The organism is Candidatus Micrarchaeum sp. (genome assembly GCF_016806735.1).
Lineage (GTDB): Archaea > Micrarchaeota > Micrarchaeia > Micrarchaeales > Micrarchaeaceae > Micrarchaeum_A > Micrarchaeum_A acidiphilum_A.
In genome coordinates this window covers 522,951-542,679 of the sequence record NZ_CP060530.1, presented here as the reverse complement: position 1 = coordinate 542,679, position 19,729 = coordinate 522,951, and the positions used below count along the sequence as shown (strand labels likewise).

Annotated in this window: 22 protein-coding genes; 7 read left to right on the top strand and 15 right to left on the bottom strand. The window is 45.7% G+C overall.

Annotation, left to right across the window (positions count from 1 at the left end; genetic code table 11):
* Positions 1-42 precede the first annotated feature (42 nt).
* Genes Micr_RS02920 through Micr_RS02905 form a run of 4 tightly spaced genes read right to left on the bottom strand, consistent with a single transcriptional unit; the run spans position 43 to position 4,026 of the window.
* Entirely contained in the window at positions 43-321 is a 279-nt protein-coding gene (locus Micr_RS02920; protein ID WP_203134185.1) for a hypothetical protein, read from the bottom strand.
* A gap of 30 nt (positions 322-351) precedes the next feature.
* Positions 352-1,458, bottom strand: coding sequence for a dipeptide epimerase (locus Micr_RS02915; RefSeq protein WP_203134184.1), 1,107 nt, complete (start codon positions 1,456-1,458; stop codon positions 352-354).
* Between the two features lies 1 nt (position 1,459).
* Positions 1,460-2,593, bottom strand: coding sequence for an aminotransferase class III-fold pyridoxal phosphate-dependent enzyme (locus Micr_RS02910; RefSeq protein WP_203134183.1), 1,134 nt, complete (start codon positions 2,591-2,593; stop codon positions 1,460-1,462).
* 5 nt (positions 2,594-2,598) lie between these two features.
* On the bottom strand, positions 2,599-4,026 hold the full coding sequence (locus Micr_RS02905; RefSeq protein ID WP_203134182.1) for an APC family permease: 1,428 nt from the start codon (positions 4,024-4,026) through the stop codon (positions 2,599-2,601).
* A 177-nt stretch (positions 4,027-4,203) separates the two neighbouring features.
* Between Micr_RS02905 and Micr_RS02900 the strand changes: the two genes are divergently transcribed.
* Positions 4,204-5,883: an ArnT family glycosyltransferase gene (locus tag Micr_RS02900; RefSeq protein ID WP_203134181.1), complete on the top strand. Its 1,680-nt coding sequence runs from the start codon at positions 4,204-4,206 to the stop codon at positions 5,881-5,883.
* Between the two features lie 72 nt (positions 5,884-5,955).
* On the opposite strand, the gene Micr_RS02895 is transcribed toward Micr_RS02900, so the two are convergent.
* The 6 genes from Micr_RS02895 to Micr_RS02870 form a co-directional block, all read right to left on the bottom strand.
* A complete protein-coding gene (locus Micr_RS02895; protein ID WP_203134180.1) occupies positions 5,956-7,062 on the bottom strand; it encodes a mevalonate pyrophosphate decarboxylase in 1,107 nt (368 codons plus the stop codon).
* The gene (locus Micr_RS02890; RefSeq protein WP_203134179.1) at positions 7,043-7,669 is read right to left on the bottom strand and encodes a 2-phosphoglycerate kinase; all 627 of its coding nucleotides are present in this window, start codon (positions 7,667-7,669) and stop codon (positions 7,043-7,045) included. Before Micr_RS02890 ends, Micr_RS02895 begins: the two co-directional genes overlap by 20 nt.
* An 18-nt stretch (positions 7,670-7,687) precedes the next feature.
* A complete protein-coding gene (locus Micr_RS02885) occupies positions 7,688-8,671 on the bottom strand; it encodes a hypothetical protein (RefSeq protein WP_203134178.1) in 984 nt (327 codons plus the stop codon).
* A gap of 211 nt (positions 8,672-8,882) precedes the next feature.
* Positions 8,883-9,863, bottom strand: coding sequence for a S66 family peptidase (locus Micr_RS02880; RefSeq protein ID WP_203134177.1), 981 nt, complete (start codon positions 9,861-9,863; stop codon positions 8,883-8,885).
* A 110-nt stretch (positions 9,864-9,973) separates the two neighbouring features.
* A complete protein-coding gene (locus Micr_RS02875) occupies positions 9,974-10,312 on the bottom strand; it encodes a hypothetical protein (protein ID WP_203134176.1) in 339 nt (112 codons plus the stop codon).
* A 96-nt stretch (positions 10,313-10,408) separates the two neighbouring features.
* Positions 10,409-11,050 carry a hypothetical protein gene (locus Micr_RS02870; RefSeq protein WP_203134175.1) on the bottom strand — a complete coding sequence of 214 codons (642 nt, stop codon included), beginning with the start codon at positions 11,048-11,050 and terminating at the stop codon, positions 10,409-10,411.
* Between the two features lie 106 nt (positions 11,051-11,156).
* Here Micr_RS02870 and Micr_RS02865 point away from each other — a divergent pair, with 106 nt between their 5' ends.
* A complete protein-coding gene (locus tag Micr_RS02865; RefSeq protein WP_226803542.1) occupies positions 11,157-12,062 on the top strand; it encodes a pirin family protein in 906 nt (301 codons plus the stop codon).
* A 31-nt stretch (positions 12,063-12,093) separates the two neighbouring features.
* Here Micr_RS02865 and Micr_RS02860 read toward each other — a convergent pair whose 3' ends face one another.
* Both Micr_RS02860 and Micr_RS02855 read right to left on the bottom strand, forming a co-directional pair.
* The gene (locus Micr_RS02860) at positions 12,094-12,816 is read right to left on the bottom strand and encodes an ABC transporter permease (RefSeq protein WP_203134174.1); all 723 of its coding nucleotides are present in this window, start codon (positions 12,814-12,816) and stop codon (positions 12,094-12,096) included.
* Positions 12,806-13,648 (bottom strand): ABC transporter ATP-binding protein, encoded by an 843-nt coding sequence (locus Micr_RS02855; protein ID WP_203134173.1) that lies wholly within the window; start codon positions 13,646-13,648, stop codon positions 12,806-12,808. Before Micr_RS02855 ends, Micr_RS02860 begins: the two co-directional genes overlap by 11 nt.
* Positions 13,649-13,815: 167 nt before the next feature.
* Between Micr_RS02855 and Micr_RS02850 the strand changes: the two genes are divergently transcribed.
* The gene (locus tag Micr_RS02850; protein ID WP_203134172.1) at positions 13,816-14,253 is read left to right on the top strand and encodes an FKBP-type peptidyl-prolyl cis-trans isomerase; all 438 of its coding nucleotides are present in this window, start codon (positions 13,816-13,818) and stop codon (positions 14,251-14,253) included.
* Here Micr_RS02850 and Micr_RS02845 read toward each other — a convergent pair.
* Genes Micr_RS02845 through Micr_RS02835 form a run of 3 tightly spaced genes read right to left on the bottom strand, consistent with a single transcriptional unit; the run spans position 14,250 to position 15,814 of the window.
* Positions 14,250-14,735 (bottom strand): hypothetical protein, encoded by a 486-nt coding sequence (locus tag Micr_RS02845; protein ID WP_203134171.1) that lies wholly within the window; start codon positions 14,733-14,735, stop codon positions 14,250-14,252. The two genes, Micr_RS02850 and Micr_RS02845, sit on opposite strands and share 4 nt — an antisense overlap.
* Before the next feature lie 12 nt (positions 14,736-14,747).
* Positions 14,748-15,239, bottom strand: a complete 492-nt coding sequence (locus tag Micr_RS02840) for a hypothetical protein (protein ID WP_226803541.1) — start codon at positions 15,237-15,239, stop codon at positions 14,748-14,750.
* Positions 15,240-15,250: 11 nt separating this feature from the next.
* A complete protein-coding gene (locus tag Micr_RS02835) occupies positions 15,251-15,814 on the bottom strand; it encodes a class I SAM-dependent methyltransferase (RefSeq protein WP_203134170.1) in 564 nt (187 codons plus the stop codon).
* A gap of 126 nt (positions 15,815-15,940) precedes the next feature.
* Here Micr_RS02835 and trpS point away from each other — a divergent pair, with 126 nt between their 5' ends.
* The 4 genes from trpS to hemE are packed head-to-tail and all read left to right on the top strand — an operon-like array spanning position 15,941 to position 19,729.
* Complete coding sequence (gene trpS, locus Micr_RS02830) at positions 15,941-17,080, top strand: tryptophan--tRNA ligase (RefSeq protein ID WP_203134169.1); 1,140 nt, start codon at positions 15,941-15,943, stop codon at positions 17,078-17,080.
* Positions 17,081-17,084: 4 nt separating this feature from the next.
* Complete coding sequence (gene hemC, locus Micr_RS02825; protein WP_203134168.1) at positions 17,085-17,999, top strand: hydroxymethylbilane synthase; 915 nt, start codon at positions 17,085-17,087, stop codon at positions 17,997-17,999.
* A complete protein-coding gene (locus Micr_RS02820) occupies positions 17,977-18,699 on the top strand; it encodes a uroporphyrinogen-III synthase (protein WP_203134167.1) in 723 nt (240 codons plus the stop codon). Before hemC ends, Micr_RS02820 begins: the two co-directional genes overlap by 23 nt.
* Entirely contained in the window at positions 18,692-19,729 is a 1,038-nt protein-coding gene (gene hemE / locus Micr_RS02815; protein ID WP_203134166.1) for a uroporphyrinogen decarboxylase, read from the top strand. The genes Micr_RS02820 and hemE overlap by 8 nt, the downstream gene beginning before the upstream one ends.

The window sequence follows — 19,729 nt, the reverse complement described above, 5'->3', positions numbered from 1 at the left end:
ACACATATAATAAACCACGATAAGATATTGTCTTTGTAGGATTTAAGGCTTTGCCGATTGTTCTGTTACCATCAATTCGTGGGATTTTGGGTATTCAAAATCGATAGTATCCTTTATTGCCTTTTTGAGCGCATTCTCATCGACAGTTAACTTCTCTTTTTTAAAGCCGTCTTCGTCTATTTCAAAATTGTTTCCTGCTCTTTTTATTGTAACAATCCTGTCTTTCTTGAAGCTTTTCACAGTAATCGAATAACCATCCTTCATTTTCATGGCCATTTTGTATAAGTGCTTGTCAACGCTTCTTATTGGTATCCATGGCATTTTATCGCTGGAATAATAACGCAATATAGCCTAAAACTTGCGGATGCAGGCTATACCTTTGCCGTCCGTAAGCGTATTCATGCCATTTTTGTATTCTATGCCTGCCTCGAATGGCTGCTCCTTCAAGAACTGGAATCCGTCAAGGTCGTAGAATATTACGTTCTTTGATGAGAGTGCGACCGCAAGGCTTGCAGCTATACCGAGCTTGCTTTCTATCATGCATCCTACCATGGCCTTTATCCCATATGCCTGCGTAGTGAAAAGCGTCTTGAGTGCCTGCCGCATGCCTCCGCTTTTGGTCAGCTTTACATTTACGTAATCAGCCGCATCTGCTATTATTGCGTCTATGACGCTTCTTGGGCTAACTATGCTTTCGTCCAGCATTATTGGTATTCCGGTTTGTTTTCGCAAATATGCCATTTTTGCAAGGTCCCTATAGTCCATTGGCTGCTCAAAGAATGCAGCACCTACGTCATTAAGTACCTTGCCGACTTTTATGGCATCTTGCAACGAATATCCCTGGTTTGCATCTACATAAAATTTTTCGCCCTTAAGCCTTTCCGACACTGCCTTTATTCTGGCTATGTCAAGATTGGCGTCAACCCCTATCTTCATCTTTATGTCCTTCGGCTTTTTCTTCTGTATCGATTCCAATTGCTTTAATGCATCCTTAACGCTGCCGAGAGTTATTGTCACGCTAGTCTCCGCGGGCTTCATTGAGCCTCCAAGCAGCTTGGCAACATGGATGGAATTGGATCTTGCGTACAGGTCGTGCGCAGCCATTTCTATTGCATTCTTTACTGCACTGCTCCCATGTATTATTTTTGTAATGCTTTCGGAAAAATCCTCAAGGCTCTCATAAGCCCTGCCGTTTATGGACAGAATTATACTCTGCGCGGTTTCCAGGGCTGCACCAGTATACTCCCCGGTTATTTCGGGTATGGTGCTGCATTCACCATAGCCCTTTTCCGATTCTCCATCGAGCTCTACGAAAAGGCCGTCAAAGTCATACTGCGTGCCTAGAGATATCGAAAAAGGCTCGGTCATGGGAGCGCTAACCCTGTATAACGATGCACCCTTTACCTTGACATCGCCTATTGAAAATGCACATTTTAAAATCCTTTTATCATTCTTCATGTTATTCACCCAATGCTTCTGCAATCCTGTCTATTCCTGCATCCAGTGTTTTTTCATCAATATATGGAGGAGGTGTTATCTTTATTATATTGCTTTTCGCACCTACCAGCGAGCACACCACGCCTTTCTTTAGGAGCTCGGATCTTAGCTCGTATGAATAATCAGTCAAAGGCTTGCCTGACTTTGTAAGTTCAACTCCTATCATAAAGCCTATTCCCCTTACGGACTTTATTTTCTCGTTGCTTATTGAGCCAAGGCGCTTGACTATCTCCTTGCCCTTTCTTCTAACGAAAGAAAGCCTTTTCTCTGTCAGGCCGCCTATAGTTTTTATGGCAGCCTTTGAGCATAGCATGTTTCCGGACTGCATGCCGAAAGCGCCGTTGTAGGATATATTCCAATCGCCGTCATACAGTACCGCGGACAGCGGAAGCCCTGCAGCCATGCCTTTTCCAATGCATATCATCTCTGGCTTCAATCCCTTTTTTAAGGAGAGCAGCAGTTCCCCGCTCCTTCCCATGCCGGTATACACTTCGTCTATTGCCATATGCATATGGTTTGCAAATGCAATCTTTTTCAAGCTGCTGATAAAATCGTCGGATAGGATATTTACACCGCCGTCGGACTGAACAAGCTCAAATATAATTGTGGAGCCATCGATATCGAATGATCTTGATGCCTTTCTAATCAGGTCTTCGTTAAAGCTTTGTGTAGTTCTATCTTCCGAAGAATCCTGTGGAACCCTTAGGTGCACGACCCTGTTTTTTGTATCTATTCCGGTGCCGTTTGAAGCCCTGTATGTGAGATAGCCTTTGCCGTGATACGCGTTCTCCAATGCAATTATGGGCTTTTGGTATCTCGAAAGCGCAGTCTCGCATGCTTCGGTGCCTGAGGTGCAGTATACGACATTGTCCTTCCCCGAAACAAGCTTTAGCTTTTTTGTAAGCCTGTCATTCCATGTGCTCCTGAATACCAAAGTGCTTACTGGCGATACAAAATCCTCTTTACGCAGGAAATCGTAGCCTGTTGTCATTGCTGAGCCTGAGAAATCGAGATACTTCCTGCTTCCAGCTACTACGTAAAAGCGGTCGGTGCCGGTAACGACGAAAGGAAAGCCCCTGAACTCCGGCACTACCATCTTTCTTACCTTATGCTGTCAGTTGGATGCGCTTTTGTAAGCAACGGCTCCATTTTTATCTTGTCACGCCTTACGTATACCACTACAAGCGATATTATTATCCACGCGGGAATCATTACCAGCACGGCTTCAAGGGGCCCGCTAAGGCCTTGCAGGGAATAGTATATTGCTATGGCCATTATAATCGAGCCCAATGTCGGAGCCACGATGTGGCTCACTACATTCATGTGCTTCAGCCTGTGCATCATTATGGGCAACGATTCGTTTGTGGCTATGTGGTATATCAGGGTGAATATCGTTATTGCGGTTCCCCATATTACAAACGAGTCGAATAAGCCGTTTGACTCACCGTATAATGCCACAAGTGGCACCATGGTTACTATTACTCCTATAACTACTACTCCGAATACGGCAAACACTGACATATATGGGCTGCCGTATTTTGGATGCACTTTTGTAAGGGATTTTGGAAGAAGCCCGTCCCTTGCCAAAGCGAATATGGTCCTTGAAGCGCTGTTGCCGAACAGGACCGGGGACATGAGCTGCGCTATCTCAACTATCGCGAACGCTATTAGCGTCAGCGCTATTCCGAAATAGGCCTTTGTAAGGTAAAGCCCGGGTGCGAAGAACTGCAATGCCGTTCCAAGGTTAGGGCCAGAAGCAGCTTCTAGCGCATACACTACAAACGTATCGAAAGCAACCATTATGAGCAATGCGGTTACTATTGCCTTCTTCAGCGTATGCTTAGGCAGCTTGGCCTCTTCTCCAAATGACACTATCGAGCCGTAGCCGCCATATGCCAGGAATGCGCCTACTACCATTGCCAGGAAGAATCCGTACAAGCCGTTGGTAGAGTTTCCTATGTTGAAGTACTGCACTCCGTTGTACGGAGCCTTGACTATTAGGGCTATTGCCAGAAGCAGGAAGAAAGCTATCTGTATTATTCCAAATATAAGGGCGAGTTTCTGGCTCACTTTTATTGAAAAGAATCCCACGAGCAGGTATATTATAGGAGTTATGAACGCTATAAGGAGCACTGCAACCAACGGAAGCGAATATCCCGTAAGTGTTACGAGCCCGGTCCAGAGGAACCATCCCCCTATTATGCTGGCAGCTATCATGTCGCCTATTACCCAGAAGAGCTGGTAGAGTCCCATGCTTTTCGAAAGGTATTTGTTGTGGACGCTTGATTCGACGTACTTGTAGTAGCCCCCTGCATTTGACACCTTGGAGCTGAATATGTATATTGCTATTATGGCAAGGAACAGAGTCGCTCCGCCTATCAGGAAAGCGAGCGGTGCTGTTGTCCCAGCGTATGTCATTGCAGTAACGCCTGTAACTGCGAACGCGCCCGCAGGAAATATTACGCTTACTGCGTAGAATACAAGACCCCAGAAACCAAGAGAACCCGACTTAAGCTTCATGCCAGCCATTTGCTAAACCCCTATTCGTTTTATTCCACTATTCAATGCAAATATTTAAATAGATTTTTAAATTGTTATGGCTGCACCGTTCGGGGGCTTGCATGCATAGGCCACAATTCGCACGAAAATCAAGCCAGCTAAACCTTTTATTCCTTAGTAGCCAATCAGTTTAAATCGATGAATCTCATGCTGGATGTAGTTTGCAATGCTTTCGATATGGCTTCGACTGCAGTGCACCGATCGCATGGCGGCAATAAGAACAGCAGGCATGCAAGCAAACGAATAGGCAAAATGGCAGGAATTGGCTTTTCCAAAGGTTTTCGGCTTAATTCGAATAGTGCGAGATCCAAAGCCCCTGAAAATTCCAAGCATGTTAAATATTACTTTGCAGCATTTTTTATTCTGCTGGCAGCCACAATAGTTTTGTATTATTCTTCTTCTCCAGGCATATATCTCCCATTCGATGATTCAATATATGCGTATTCCGTAGTCAAATTGTCCGTATTGGGAACAACACCATGGACAGTTTCGGCTTTCGGCTTCGCAGCCATGGAGTTTCCCTTTTATGCGTTGCTGCATTCTGCTTACGCTACAGAGTTCCCGCCGCTCGTCGCAATAGCCGTCGTAATGGTTTGCCTGCTATGGATAGGCAAAGAATTCGAGAATCTTCTGGCAGGAGTAGTTGCAGCAGCATTTTACGCTTTTAATCCGCTAGTTATGATGTACGGGATAAGGCTTTTGCCAGACCCATATATAGCAATGGCAGATTCTGCAGGGATATTGCTGGCGCTTTTTGCAATAAAAAGGAGATCTCTCCCAATAGCGCTTTTTGCAGGCATGGCTGCAGGGGCAGGAGTATTTTTCGGCAATCAAGCCGCTTTCAGCATAATATCCTATGTTCCTTTTCTTGCCCTGCTTCTTTATTTTAGCAGCTTTAAAATTGAGAAAGCATGGCTCGCGAAGGCATTCGCTTTCGCAATAATCGGGATTGCGATATTTGGCGTTTTGTATCTCAGCCAGCAGGCACTTATGTATGGCAATCCCCTTTTTGGAATACATGGCCAGGAAGCTTATATCTCTTCCAGATACAGCAGCGAGAACTTAGTCCCAAGCTATATGTTTTATTTTTACACAATGCTCCCAATAAAGTACACATCCGGATTTCCGGGAAAATCTTTTTACGGCGAGGATCCTTATGCAAATATGGGGATACTTTTTGCATTGTTCCTTGCAGGCACAGCGTATCTCTTGATATTTTCAAGGTCTAAGAAAGGAGCCATAATGCCATTTATCGCTTTTGTGGCAATTTTCTATTTGCTGCTTTCCGCAATGCCGGCTGGCAACGGAAAATATGGGGTGGAAGACGTTACAAGGCTGCTAATACCTGTTGCCATGACGTTGTCAATAGTCTGCGGAATTTTCATGGCAGAATTGGCAAAAGGTAAAAAGAAGCGCGTTCTTAGAATTTCCGTGTTCTTCGCTATACTTATAATCTATTTGGTCGTCGGGCTTTCTTTTTACCCTACGATAAGCTATAACTACTCTTCCCTGAGTCATGCATGGAATATAACCTATTCTGCAATAACAAAAATAAACGGCCTCAACTTTACCAATTATAAGCTCATTGGAAACTATACAAACATAGCTTATACATTATGTATGGGCGCAAAGAACCAACCTTACAACTGCGTCGGAGTGATCGTCCCTCAAAAGAGGATAACCTGCAACGATATAAACGAAATAGTTGTCTACCGTGGGAGCAGTCCTTCCAGCATATGCCCGCAAAGCAAAAATTACACCACTTCATATTATTACAATTCCACTTACAATTACTCCATTTATGCAGTCAGGGAAGCAGTAAAATGAGTTATTTGATTAATTTACAGTCACCCAGCTCAAAAACCTGCGACACTCTATATATCAAAAATTGCAAAGCGGCTATTTAAAAAAACTCTCGGCTTCTTTCGGCATTTTAAGCTTCTCGCTTGACGTGCTTGCTTTTGGCACAGCGCCTTCCAATGCCTCATCCCCTAAAAACTTCTTTAGCGAATTGAGTGATTTGGCATTCCTTGAAAGGAACACCAAGCTCGGTCCAGTATCGGCACTCATGAACACGCGATCATCCGTTTCCTTGAAATCCATGAACTTCTTGATCCTTTGCAGGCTCCTGTCATTATGCACGAACATTCCACCGGACATGAGAACTGCATCTAGCCTGAACGTGTCATTTTCTGCAGCTTGCAATAGCTGGTCTATCCCGGCAAATTCGATCTCGTCGAGAAATCTAGATAATTTGCCAAATACCCATGGCTTGTAAAAATCAGATCTCTTTGCGGCATCGTGTGCCCCTATCGTTTCTATTTTTGATTTTTCAGGAATTGCAAAAAGGTTGATATCATTTTGCTTTTCGTTCAGTTGTTCAGCATAGCATTGGCCGCTTTTTATGCCTGGATAGGAAAGCCACATGGAAATGCCGCCTGATGAGGACCTCGTACCAGAGCCTGAGACAAGCCGGGCATACATTGATACAAGCCTCCTGTCTTTTGAAGCTTCTTCCCCGTAAACGCATTTTACCAGAGCTTCCGAAGCTGCAGAAGCCACAGAAGCAGACTCGCCGAGCCCTTTGGCATCCTTATATCTTTTCTTCCTTGTTATGTAGAACCTGAACGAACCGCTTATTCTGTTTTCTCTCTTGAAAAAGTCCAAAGCCTTTTCCATCCTTTTCATGTACTTATCGCTTGAAGCTCCGTCAAGCACCACTTCGTCCTTTCCGTTGCGCAGGTACTGGCAGAAAGCCTCTGCCCTGCTGAAATCGGTTGTAAGCGATATCGATGGGTTATATGCTATGTTCATGCTGCTGTCGTAATAGCCAAGGAATTTCTCTATTCCGATTATCGGATATCCTACCCCGTTTGTTATCCTGCCTTCTTCCAGGCTCTTTTCGTGCTTTTTAACCTCCTCGAACATGCCTTTTCTGCCGAGTTTGGAATGCATCTCCCTACCTAGCCGCGAGAGCTTTGCAATCTCAGATTTTGTCATTTCCATAAAATCTTCCCACCGAATCGATTATCTTTTTTGCAGTTTCTTGGAAATCAGAATTGTCGAATGTATCTATACCATTCTTCTTTGCCAGGGCCTCGGAGTATTTCATTATCGCCCCATAAACGTCAAGCTGTGCAGAAAGCCTCTGCCCCGGGGAATTGAAATGAGTGTACAGCTGCCTCTCGTTCAACCTTTTTGTGTGGGTTGTAAAATCAGAAATATAGATATATGCAGCACAGACTCCTTTCTGCCTTATAGTTTCGGCCAACGGTTCGTTGAAGTACAGGGACTCTATTATAAGGTTTTCGCCATTCTTCGCGGCTCTGTCAATAGTGGCACTTATGCCGCTGCATATGTAATCCGATTGCTTAAGGTAGCCCTTTATTATATTTTCATAGCTCTTCTCCCCGAACTTTTTCCATGCTTCGTATACGCTAACTGAAAGTATATCGCGTGCGTTAGCGTCATTTACCAGGGGCCTTACGAATTCCCTCAAATAATCGGTAGAAAGCATTATATCTATCCCAAATTTCCGCGCCAGCATTCCAGATATGCTCGTTTTTCCAACCCCTGGAACTCCACCTATGAATATTATTTTGTTTTTCTGCACTAAACCACGATTTTATTTTCAGCTCTTTGATTTTATCCTTGCGGCTGGAGCCACCTTATATTCGATTGGCTTCTGGCCCCTTTCTTTTAAAGCCTCAAGCACCCTATCGCCATAAGGCTCCCACGAGAAGGCGTTTATTATTTTTCCGCCTCCCGCAGTCCAATATACCGGAAGCCCTGATGCCCTTATCTCTTCCACGTCTATAACTGCATTCATCATTTCCTTTTTCCTTGCCCTTGCGCCCGAGCTTTCTATCAAATAATGCGCGTTTGAACAGTTGTCTTCCGCATTTGAAAATACCATATTCCAGTCCTTTCTTAAAAGGCCAAGCTTTATTTTTGCTTCCCATTGCGGCAGCATCTTCAGCCTGTATTCGTAGAACGGGTTGCTTCTGGTAAGCTGGAAAATCTCAGCAGCTGAAAGCCTGGAATCGTATTCGAAACCCATCGCGAATATCCTTATGTTCTTCAAATCGTCTTCGGATGCGAGCTGCTTGCCGTATGGCGCTCCAGGCCCTTCGACTACAAGAGTATTCAGCCCTCCGTATACGGCCCTTATTGCAGATTCTGATATTGAGTTTGCAAGCATTGCTATCTGCCCTATCTGCAGCTCTGCATTAAAAAGTTCGTTGAGCCCTTTTACGTAAGCTGCGGCTCCCGCATCGCTGCTTCCGGAAAAAACCTTGTAATTGTTGGATTCCACAGATATCCCATAATTTTTGCCTGTCTCTTTCCTAAAGAATTTCAGTACTTCGTCCATCGAGGCAAGGCGCTCTTCAGGAAGTTTTTCGCCGTTGAGAAGAAATCTATCTATTTTTCCCGATCCGGTGCGCGTAATTTTTGTCTCGACTCTCGTCTCGTTGTTTTTGTCCGTTACAGAAAGGCCCATGGAGTTATGCACAGGCAGCCTGTTGTCCCTGGAACTTGATACAAATATTATCGGAATTGTCGGGTAAGCTTCTGCCACCACGGTATTATAGTCGGTTTTTTCTCCTGCTTCCATTTTAAGCCCTTTTTCACTTTAACAGCTGATTTTATAGCTCATTAAGGCAACGAACGCCGCCAATGAATCTATCCTCAGACCTCTTTTTGTTTGGAGACAGGTTATTTAAAGATAACAATCACTATGGACAAAAGACGAATGCAAAGATAGCATTTCCGAATTCCGTTTGGGATGAGCACTGGTGCAATCGTATAGAGGCAGCCCTGCATTGCTAATGCTCTTTTATGGTTATTGAAACGCCGCTCTCATCGGCGCTTATTTTGGCTGTACCGCCTATCGGAAATGTTGCAATAGGTGTTGTGTGCCCAAAGTCTGCATTGCTTATGATTGGTATGCCATCAAGCTCTTTCTTGGTCTTTATTATTTTCCTTAAGAGAGCATCGCTCATTTGGGTTTTGAGCTGGAACCTGCCTATTACTATGCCTTTTACGCCTTCAAACCCTGGCTGATGTATTACGGACTGCAAGTCCCTTGCAAAGTCTGCGGGAGTGATTGCATCGTCGTCCTCCAAAAATAATATTGAATCTTTAAGGTTTGGCATATACTCGGTCCCTTGCAGCAGATTGAAGGTGCATAGATTGCCTCCTAGCACAGTGCCTTCAGCAGAGCCGGAATTTATGACCTTGCAGCCTTCATTCCTAAGGAATTTCCTGTTCTCTTGGTCCTTATACCATGAGTCGTCGCTCCATTCCTTCGATTGGACAATATCATATGGCTCTTCTGACATCAGGCATTTTTTGAAATATTCGATTGTATATTCGTTTCCCTTCAGCATGCCGAATGTGGAGAAGTGTGGACCGTAATAGGTAACTAGCCCTGCTTTCGCAAATATAGAATTGTTTAGTATTGTTGCGTCGGAAAAGCCGCACAATGGCTTTGGATTTTTTCTTATAAGGCCAAAATCAATGTAGCTAAGAAGCTCATTGCTGTTGAAGCCCCCTATTACGGTCAGTATTCCCTTTATCTCCTTGCTGGAAAAAGCCCATTCCAAATCTTCAACCCTTGATTTTACCGAAGATGAGGAAAATTCGTCGATTTCTGTTGCATGCTTGGCTATTTCGACTTCAAGGCCAAGCCTTCTAAGGCTATTAATGGCGTATTGTTGCGTTTCGCTGCTTAGCAGGGACAGGCTCCTTGAAGGGGCTATAACTGCTATTTTGTCTTCAGGCTCAAGCTTTTTTGGGATTGCCATAATAGGCACCGATATATCTCTGCATTAGGTTATATTTATCGCTTTCGTGCAGATGCTTCCAATAGCATAAAAACCAAAAATAGGAGAATAGGATAAGAAAAAGAGAACGATTAGTCGTTCTCCGCAAATATCTCTTCTGCGAGCTCTTCCTTTGCGTCCTCATACTCTTTGTTTGCTATTATGTCGCTAGCACTATCGCTCTTTACAAGCGCATACTTTATGCTTCCCTGCGACATCATGTAAGAGCCGGGGCACATTACACCTTCCTTTACCGCTATGACATCAGGAGCTTCTCTCAGGACCATGGACATTGTAGCCTCTTTGCTGCCGTATCCAGGGTTCTCGTTCTCAACTATGCTCTTGTCTTCGTCATTGTAGAGCACTATAAGCTCTGCCTGGTCCAATGGAACAAGCATCTTTTCCTTATTGCAAGGTATTGCCACTTTCATATATATCACACTCGTTTATCCATTTATAAGATATTTAATATGCACGGCAGCATGCTTTGACATTTGTAAATTATATGCGGTTTTTCCCTTTTTTGATCAGCCTTTGCCCTCTACCATGCCGGTGCTTCTGAAGCCCCTCCCGCCCCTGGAACTTTGCTGTGGCGTAGCCCCAAGCGCTTTCTTGTACCCATGCTTGTATGCCGCATGCACCATGAGCGCAGCTATGAGGGCAGCTATCAGCACTATCATGAGGCCGTTGCCCTGGCTTCTCCTGCCTGTGCGCCTTATCACGCTTAGGGATTCCCTGAAAGAAGTAACATATATGTAAATATCAAAAGCGATTATGAAAGAGTTGAACAGCGCTATCAATATGCTCCACACACTCCTGCGCTTGGCCGCTATTATTATAGACTGTATTGTTATTATGAAGCCGAATCCTATTATCAGAATTCCAAGGAATATGAAGTCAAAGCTCAGGACGAATTCCAGGGTTGAGAGCGATATGTAAGCCAGATAATAAGCTATGAAGCCTATGACTATTGCCATCACGTATGTCGCGCCAACGAGCCCCAGGCCAACTGCAGCATACGCGGATATCTTCCTGAACTTTGAGGGATCCCCGTTTTTCTTCATCATTCCCAGGCTGTAGCCCCCTGCATAGGCATCCCACATTGATATCAGGAAGTCGAAAGCTATGATTATTATCGTTATTATTAAGCCCAATCCCAAGCAAATCATCAAAGCGTCAATCTTATACTGTAGATTTTGAGCCTAAAGAATATTAGCGTTACCGCAACTCTTCACTTTTCGCTTGCTGATTTTGTAAACGTATAAAAACGATTTTATGAAAAGGCTAAATATTAAAAACGCAGATATTGGCATCATGAGAAAAGAGCTTGAAATGGCCATAGAAGGGCAGTACTCTTATGACGGCGCAGGGGTTAAGCTTAGAAGGATTTTCGGGGGCCAGAATGCCGCAAGGTACACGGACCCGTTCCTGCTTCTTGACAATTTCGGATCCAAGGACCCGAAGGATTATGAGAAAGGCTTTCCATGGCACCCGCACAGGGGCATAGAGACCGTCACTTACATATTGGAAGGAAAGGTGAAGCACAGGGACAGCACCGGCGTTTCGGGAGTCATAGGCAGCGGAGAGCTGCAGTGGATGACCGCCGGAAGCGGCATATTCCACGAAGAGATGCCGCAGGTCGAGAAAGAGGGCAACAGCGGGCTGCAGCTCTGGGTCAATCTTCCAAAGGAGCACAAGATGACGCAGCCAAAATACAGGAACCTAAAAGACAAAAACATGCCGGCAGTAACGGACAGCTACGGGAACAGGATAAAGGTCATAGCGGGCAGGCGTGCCGATGCGATAGGGCTGATAAGCGACCTGTCAATACCGATAAGCTATTATGTAGTCGACATGAAGAAGGATTCCCAGTTCGTTCAGGATATCCCTGAGGGGCATACAGCTATAGCCTACGTGCTCAAGGGCCGCTTGGGGGTGGAAAAGGGCACGGAGATTGAAGAAGGGTCCGCGGCAATATACAAGCGCAGCGGGGATTCGGTAGCAGTAAGCACTGGAATCGAAACCGCGAAGTTCATGCTGATCTCGGGGAAGCCCCTTAACGAGCCAGTAGCCTGGTACGGCCCGATAGTGATGAACTACAAGCAGGAGCTTGTAAAGGCTTACGAGGAGCTTGAGAATGGCACGTTCATAAAGGAAAGCGCTGACGTCCAGGATCTTTGAATGCCTACACATCGCAGACGCGTTTGCATGCTTATTTTTCCCTCCAGCGCATCAGCTTTATCCCTATAAGCGAGAATATTATTATCTCTATTATTAGCACCGGTATCGCGTAGTATGCCATTGGCGCAAGGCCGAATGCACCCTGCGCAAGCATTGCCACAGAAGTTATCGGCGATATCATGAATACATACAGCAATGCCTTAGGAAGTATTGTATATGGGTAAAACGTCGGAGGTAGCACTGTAAGCAGTATGCTCACTATGCCAGCTATGCCCCAGATGTTCCTTACGTGCTTTATGAACCCGAATATCGTGAACGAAATTGCCATTGTGCCTAGAAGCACAGCCAGAAGGAGCACTATGAATGCTAGAGTGCTAGCTATGCCGAATATTCCCAGAAGAATGCCTATTACAGCATATACTGCAAGGCCTGGAAGCGATGATGCCAGGTAGCTCAGCCCCATAGCCAGCATATAATCCGCGGGGCCTATTCCAGTAGCCACGAAAAGATCCTGGGTCCTGAGCTGCAGCCTCTGGAACGCCATATCGCTTCCGCTGTATATCGCATTCATTGAGACTATGGATATGAAGCCTCCTATGACTGCATAGTCAATGTATTTGCCCGCAGAGAATATGGTAATCAGGAACAGAAATACTAGCGGGTAGAGTATAGAAGATATTATGTACGACGGGCCCCTCTTTATGGACCTTATGCCGTAGTACCAGGTGAACGTTCCTATAAATTTAAGATTCAATGTCCACACCCTGCATTATGAAAAGGTCGTCCAGCGTTATCGGCTTTATTACATAGCCCTCCTTTGCGTATTTCTCGGCTTCCGAGAGCTTTATGTATGTTATTCTGGTGTTGCCTATGACATATTTTGACTTTGCATTCTTTGAAGATGTTTCGGCCCTGGCCATCCCCTTGAAGCGCTTCAGCAGCGATCCGACCGTGCCCCTGGCCAGCACCTTTCCGGATTCCACCATTATTACGTCCTCGGAAAGCTCTGCCGCTTCTTCCATGTAGTGCGTTGTAAGGACTATGTTGCCCCTGAGCATCTTTATTGCGGACCAGACTTCTATCCTTGAAAGCGGGTCTAATCCGGTAGTCGGCTCGTCGAGAAAGATTGTATCAGCATTTGCTGCCAATGCCATAGCCACAAATATCTTGCGCTTCATGCCTCCGCTAAGCATATCCGAGGGAGTGTCCCTTGCATGCCAGAGCTCAAGCTCCTTGAGCGCCCTGGAAGCTTCTATTGTGGAATCTCCGAGCGACATTCCTCTCGCGCATAGGTACATCTTTAGATGTTCCATCGGCGTCAGATAACCTATAGGGCTTGCTTCCTGCGGTATGCTCACTATCCTTTTCCTTATCTCCTTTGCTTCCGTTATGTTGTCTAGGCCGTCTATCCTTACTGTGCCTGAGCTCTGCAGCAGCTGGGTTGAGAGTATCCTCATGAGCGTAGTCTTTCCTGCCCCGTTTCTGCCGATTACCGTAGTTAGCCTTTTGTCAATGTCAAAGCTTATTCCCTTGAGCGCATGGTTGCCGTCGCTGTAGCGCTTGTCGAGCCTTTTTATCTCTATCATCGTAAAGCTTTTTTCTTACTGGTATATAAACCTCTGCGCCATGTGCACCATGCGAAAAGTATACGCTTATGGAAAAACTTATATGAAGCTAAATTTCTTAGAGAGCGCTAAACCAAATCCATAGAAAGTGTTAAAGGAGGCTAGGAAGTCAATATGCGTGTGATTTGATGCCAGAAGCAAACGAACAGATTGTTGAAAAGGGCGACAGCATAGAAGTATTTTACACAGGGACGCTTGACAATGGGACCGTATTCGATTCCAATGTTGGAAAAGAGCCGCTGGCTTTCACTGTCGGCTCCGGGGAGCTCATAAAGGGTTTTGACGAAGGCGTTATAGGCATGAAGCTAAACGAAACCAAGAAAATTGCAATAAAGGCTGCCGATGCCTACGGCGAAAAGCAGGACGAACTAATAGTAGACGTCCCTGCCGAGAATTTCGGCGAAGTAGACGTAAGGGAGGGCATGGGAGTGAGAACCGAGGACGGCCATGAAGGAACGGTAATCAGCATAGGCGAGAAAACGATAAAGGTTGACTTCAATCCGCAGCTCGCAGGCAAGGACCTGAACTTTGAGATAAAAGTAGCGAAGATAAAGAAGCACGCTTAAACTTTTGTGGCTTCGTTATCTTTGTCTGAAGTTATGCCTACAGAGTATCCATTCCTGTGCTTGCCCGGAGGGAGCAGCTTCTTCCCATCAAGGTATACGTCGACACCTTGCTCGCCTTTGGCAGCGGCCTCGAACTGCATATCCCTCATCAGGCTTTCCAGCCCCCTACCATGCCTAATATATTCGAAGTAGTCCAAAGACCTTGTCACAGCAAATTCCGCTTGGGATTCGGGCTCCAGATCCGGGTTCTCTGATGCATACGAGTAGACCTTGGAGTATATTGCAGCTAGCGGCTCTTTCAATGCACCCTGGCCTGAAAGCCCCATCTCGACTGCAATTTTTCTTATTTTTGCGCCTTCCAACTCTGCAAATTCCCTGAATTCCTTTTTATTTTTTATCCACGTAAGGCCTTCAAAAAACTGCATTATGGGCTTTTCGTCTTCCTGTTTTTGCTGCTTTTTGGTGTTTGCCCTTGTGTCCATGCAATCACTAAATCAGTGTATTCTGCTGCCCGGAGCAGCGTCCTTGTCAGGAACTATCAACGAGACATTGAGCTCGTCCTCTGCTGCCAGAAGCATCCCGTCGGAAACAACTCCAGCTATGGTCCGCGGAGCCAGGTTTGCCACAACTACTATTTTCTTTCCTATAAGCTCATCCCTTCCGTAAAACGCGCCTATGCCTGCGACTATAGTCCTTTTGCCGAGCTCGCCAAGGTCCAAAGTAAGCTTGTACATAGGCTTTCTGGTTGACTGATGGACTTCAGCATCAAGTATCTTTGCAACTCTTAGATCTACTGCCTCGAACTTATCGAAGCTTATCCTTTCGTATTCGCTTACAGACATTATGGAACCGTTATCGTCATCGGATTCGAAAGAATCGTTCTTGTCGCCAATTGCCTCAACCGAATCATCAGAGCCGTTTCTTTCATGCTCTTCGCTTTCGTTGATGTCACCCATTATGCTGTCAAGATCGCGATTGTTACGCACTTTATGCACCTTTACCTATTCTGTTCATTAATATATTTATGCATATAGTGGAGCTGAAGCCTTTCCGATGCAACTAGCCTGAAACCGGCTTTTGCAATCATTGATTCAAGCTCCTTCTCTGAAATGCGGATGTGCTGCGGCGGACCTATTTCTACCTCCTTCCTGAACTCTATGAATATAAGTTCCGAGCCTTTTTTCATTGATTTGGACAAATTCTTAAGCAGCTCCTCCTTGCATTCTAGGTCGTGGAACACGTTTGAGAAAAAAACCTTGTCATAGGGCGAATAGTCATGCTCATCGCAGGCGCTTTCTTCAATTACTCTAATATTCTTTACGCCAAGTTCTGAAATTTGCTTTTTTATCAGTACAGACCCATTGCGGCCAGGCTCAAGAGCTGTTATTACCGAACCTGGATTGTACGAAGCGAAAGCGAGCGAATAGAACCCGTCTCCTGCACCTACGTCCATCAATGTCTGGCCATCCTTGAGGTCCACAAAGGTCTTTACCTTTTCCAGAGGCAGGAAATTGTTGCGCATTTCCTTAGTTCTCGAATAATCAAAATTGTCCCATTCCACAATATCACCAAATCGGCCATAATTTTAGATTCTATATATTGTAGCTCAAGGTTAATAGCTTTTTGAACCCAGGTCTGTAGTGAACGGCTAAAAGCTTGCAGGAACATAACTGTTATCGTGGTTAGAATGTCAGGCTCCGAAAGCGGCAACTCTGTTAAAGAGGCCATAGGAAGCATAAAAGCGGACAATATAAAGCTTATCGAGAAGTTTGGCGCAGGCAGGATATCAGATGTAAAAGGGGTTCCGGACTTTTACACTTTCAACAACGGGCTCATGTATTCCCACAGGGATTTCGACAGGTTCCTGGCCAGCCTTAAAAGCAAGAAAAAGTGTGCGATAGTCTCGGGTTTCAACGCCAGCGGGCTCCCCCACCTCGGCCACATATCGGTTTTCGATACCAACCTGTTTTTCCAGAGGGAATACGGAGTGAACATCTTCATGCCAATCTCCGACGACGAAAGCTACGTATCTGGCAAGGTGGACACACAGGAAACAGCGATAAAGAACTCGCTGATGCTTGCAAGGACCATGATAGCGTACGGGTTCGACGTTTCTAAGACTAAATTCATAATAGACCATATTTACACCAACATATACAACCTGGCCATAAAGCTTTCAAGGGGCCTGACGCTCTCGGAGGTCAAGGCGGTATATGGATACACGCCAGACCAGAACATAGGGCTGCATTTCTATCCGGTAGTTCAGTCGGCCCACATAACATATCCGCTTACCATAGGCTATGAAGACGTCATGGTGCCGATAGGCTCGGACGAAGACTCGCATATGAGGGTCTGCAGGGACCTGGCTGGAAAGTTTGGCATGGTCAAGCCTGCTGCAATACATTCCGTATTCATGCCAGGGCTTGACGGGGAAAAAATGTCCAAGTCCAGGAACAACGGCATATTCCTGAACGAATCTGAGAAGGAGATAAAGCGCAAGATAATGAGCGCGTTCAGCGGAGGGCAGGCCAGCGTCGAAGAGCACAGGAAGCTCGGAGGTAACCCAGATGTTGACATGGCATTCTTCTACTTAAAGAGCTATTTCCTTGGCAAAAAAGAGGCCGAAGAGCTTGCAAAGGACTACAGGAGCGGCAAAGTCCTGAGCGGAGAGATGAAGAACATGCTTTTCGACAGGATGGCTGAGCGCATCGCAAGGCTCAAAGACGCATACGCCAAAGTTTCCGAGAAAGACATGGAAAAGTCCATAATGGTGGATGAAGGAATCGACCTGCGCGCGCTTATGAGCAAGTATGATATTTTCAAGTGACGCCATGGAAAAACTGCTGATAGGCACAAGAGGGAGCGCACTTTCCATAGCACAGACTGAAATAGTCGCAAGAAAGATAGGGCAAGCATACCCGGATATCAAATGCGAGCTGATAAGGATAAAGACGCTCAACGAGAAGATAGACAGAAGCGCGGAAAAGGCAACCGACAAGGACATATACACAAAGGAGATTGACGCTGCACTATCCGAAGGCTCCATAGACATTGCAGTCCACAGCCTAAAGGACCTTAAGAACGAGCTGAACGAAGGCATTGTACTGGCTTGTGTTCCGGAAAGGGACAGCCCGTTTGACTGCATAATAAAAGGAAAGGGCTTTGAATCCAAGAGCAGCCCAGTAATCGGAACAAGCAGCATACGCAGAAAGGTGCAGGTCTCCGGCATAGTTAGAAATGCCGTTGTAAAGGACATACATGGAAACGTAGATACGCGCCTGAAAGCTTTGGACAACGGCGCTGTCGATGCTCTAATACTTGCGGAATCCGGAATGCGCAGGCTTGGCTACAGCACAGGTTTCGAGGAGCTTGGAGTAGACATGATGGTGCCTGCCATAGGCCAGGGTGCATTGGCCATTACTGCACGCACCAATGACAGCAAAATAGTAGGGATGATGAAAAGCATAGGGGATAAAAAAGCTGAATCCGAGACGTCTGCGGAAAGAGCTTTCGGGAGAGTATTTGGCATTGGATGCGATGTGCCGATAGGGGCATTGGCTCTTGCGGATGAAAAGAGAATGAGCATAAAAATTACCGGGTTCCTTTCCGATATCGAAGGCAAAAAACAGGTAAGAAAGAGCATTGAGGGCAGCTTAAACAATCCAGAAGGGCTCGGAAGGGAATTGGGGAAACAGGTAATGGAAGATGGAGGGGAAGATATAATTGCCGGGAACATCAAAGGATAAAATCGCAGTATTCTGCCCAAAAGAGGAGGCAGGAGCTTTAAAATCAAGGTTCAAGGGCTTAAAAAACGTGGAATTTATACCGGCGATAGCATTTGCCGACGACTGGGAAGCCGTTGCCAATGCAGTAAGGATGGCGGAGCTTGCTGCATACGTAATATTCGGATCCAAGCACTCGGTAAGCCTGTTTTTTGAAAAGGCAAAAGAGTTAAGGATAAAAAACCCTCTGAAAAATGCCAAGGTATTTGCAGCCGGGCATGCAACTGAGATGGAGCTTAAGAGCTTAGGAATAAACGTGGCATACGCCCCAGACAGGGGAGGCCTTTACGAGGTATATGCCAGGATTTCAGGAATGGAGCATGGACCGGTAATAGAGATATCGGGCTCCAGCGCTGGCAAAACGGATACGTGGGAGCTTGCGCCGGGATTCATGCACATAAGGATAAGGGCTTATTCTGTCGAGGATTGCAAGCTGGAATTCGATCCGCATGGATATTCTGCCGTGGTTTTTCCAAGCGGCCTTGAGGTCGAATCCCTGTTCAAGAGCGTTGATTATGATTTCAGTGGATTTCATGGGTTAAAGGCAATATGCATAGGCAGAAAGGCCCTTGTAAAAGCGAAAATGGCTTTTAAAGATGCCAAAGAAGCAGAGATAAACACACTGGAATCGGCGATAAGGGCAGCAGGTGCAAAGAATGGATAGTTATAAAGATGGCCTTTTGGTCAGGGCGATGAGGGGCGAGCATGTGGAGAGGCATCCAGTCTGGTTCATGAGACAGGCCGGAAGGTATCTCAAGGAATATGCCCAGCTTAAAAGAGGGCGCAATGTTCTCGAAGTACAGTCAGACCCGGAGACCTCGTCCGAAATAACCGTACTCCCGGTAAGAAAGCTTGGCGTAGATGCAGCAGTGCTGTATTCGGATATAATGGTACCGCTAAAAGCGGTCGGATACGAACTGCATATAGAGGAGAACATAGGCCCAATAGCAGACAAGCTTCTTGACATAGGTGACAATGACGCAATTGACCGCATCAAAAAGTTTGACTGTGAGAGAGACGCACAGTACGTGCTTGAAAATATAAGACTTTCGATCGAAAAGCTCGACGGAGTTCCACTCATAGGCTTTTCAGGAGGCCCGTTCACGCTTTTCAGCTACATAATAGAGGGAAGGCCTTCCAGAACTTTCGAGCGCTCTAAAGAGGCCATGAATAATGATCCCAAGGGCTTTGAAAAGGCTATGGATGCCGCTTCGGTACTTATAACCAATTACATCAAGGCGCAAATAAGGGCAGGGGTTTCGGTTGTCCAGATATTTGACAGCTGGGCCGGCCTGCTAGATAAAGAGGAATATGAAAGGTTTGTGTTGGGGCCAACCAAGCGCATATTGTCAGAATTGCCTAAAAACATTCCGAAGATATATTTTTCCGCCAAGACCGACGGCATGCTCGACCTATTCGCAAAATCGAATCCTGATTTTATAAGCTTAGACCCACGCACCCCAATACGCAAGAGTTATTACGAATTGGGCGAAAGGTTTGGCATACAGGGAAATCTTGATCCTGAATTGGCAAGGGCCGGAGGAGCAAGCATGGAAAAAGCTGTATCAGGAATCCTGGACGATTCGTCTGGAATCGATAAATTCATATTCAACCTCGGACATGGAGTATTGAAAGACACTCCTCCAGAGAATCTTAAAAGGATAGTAGGCATTGTGAAGGGACGCAGGCTTTGA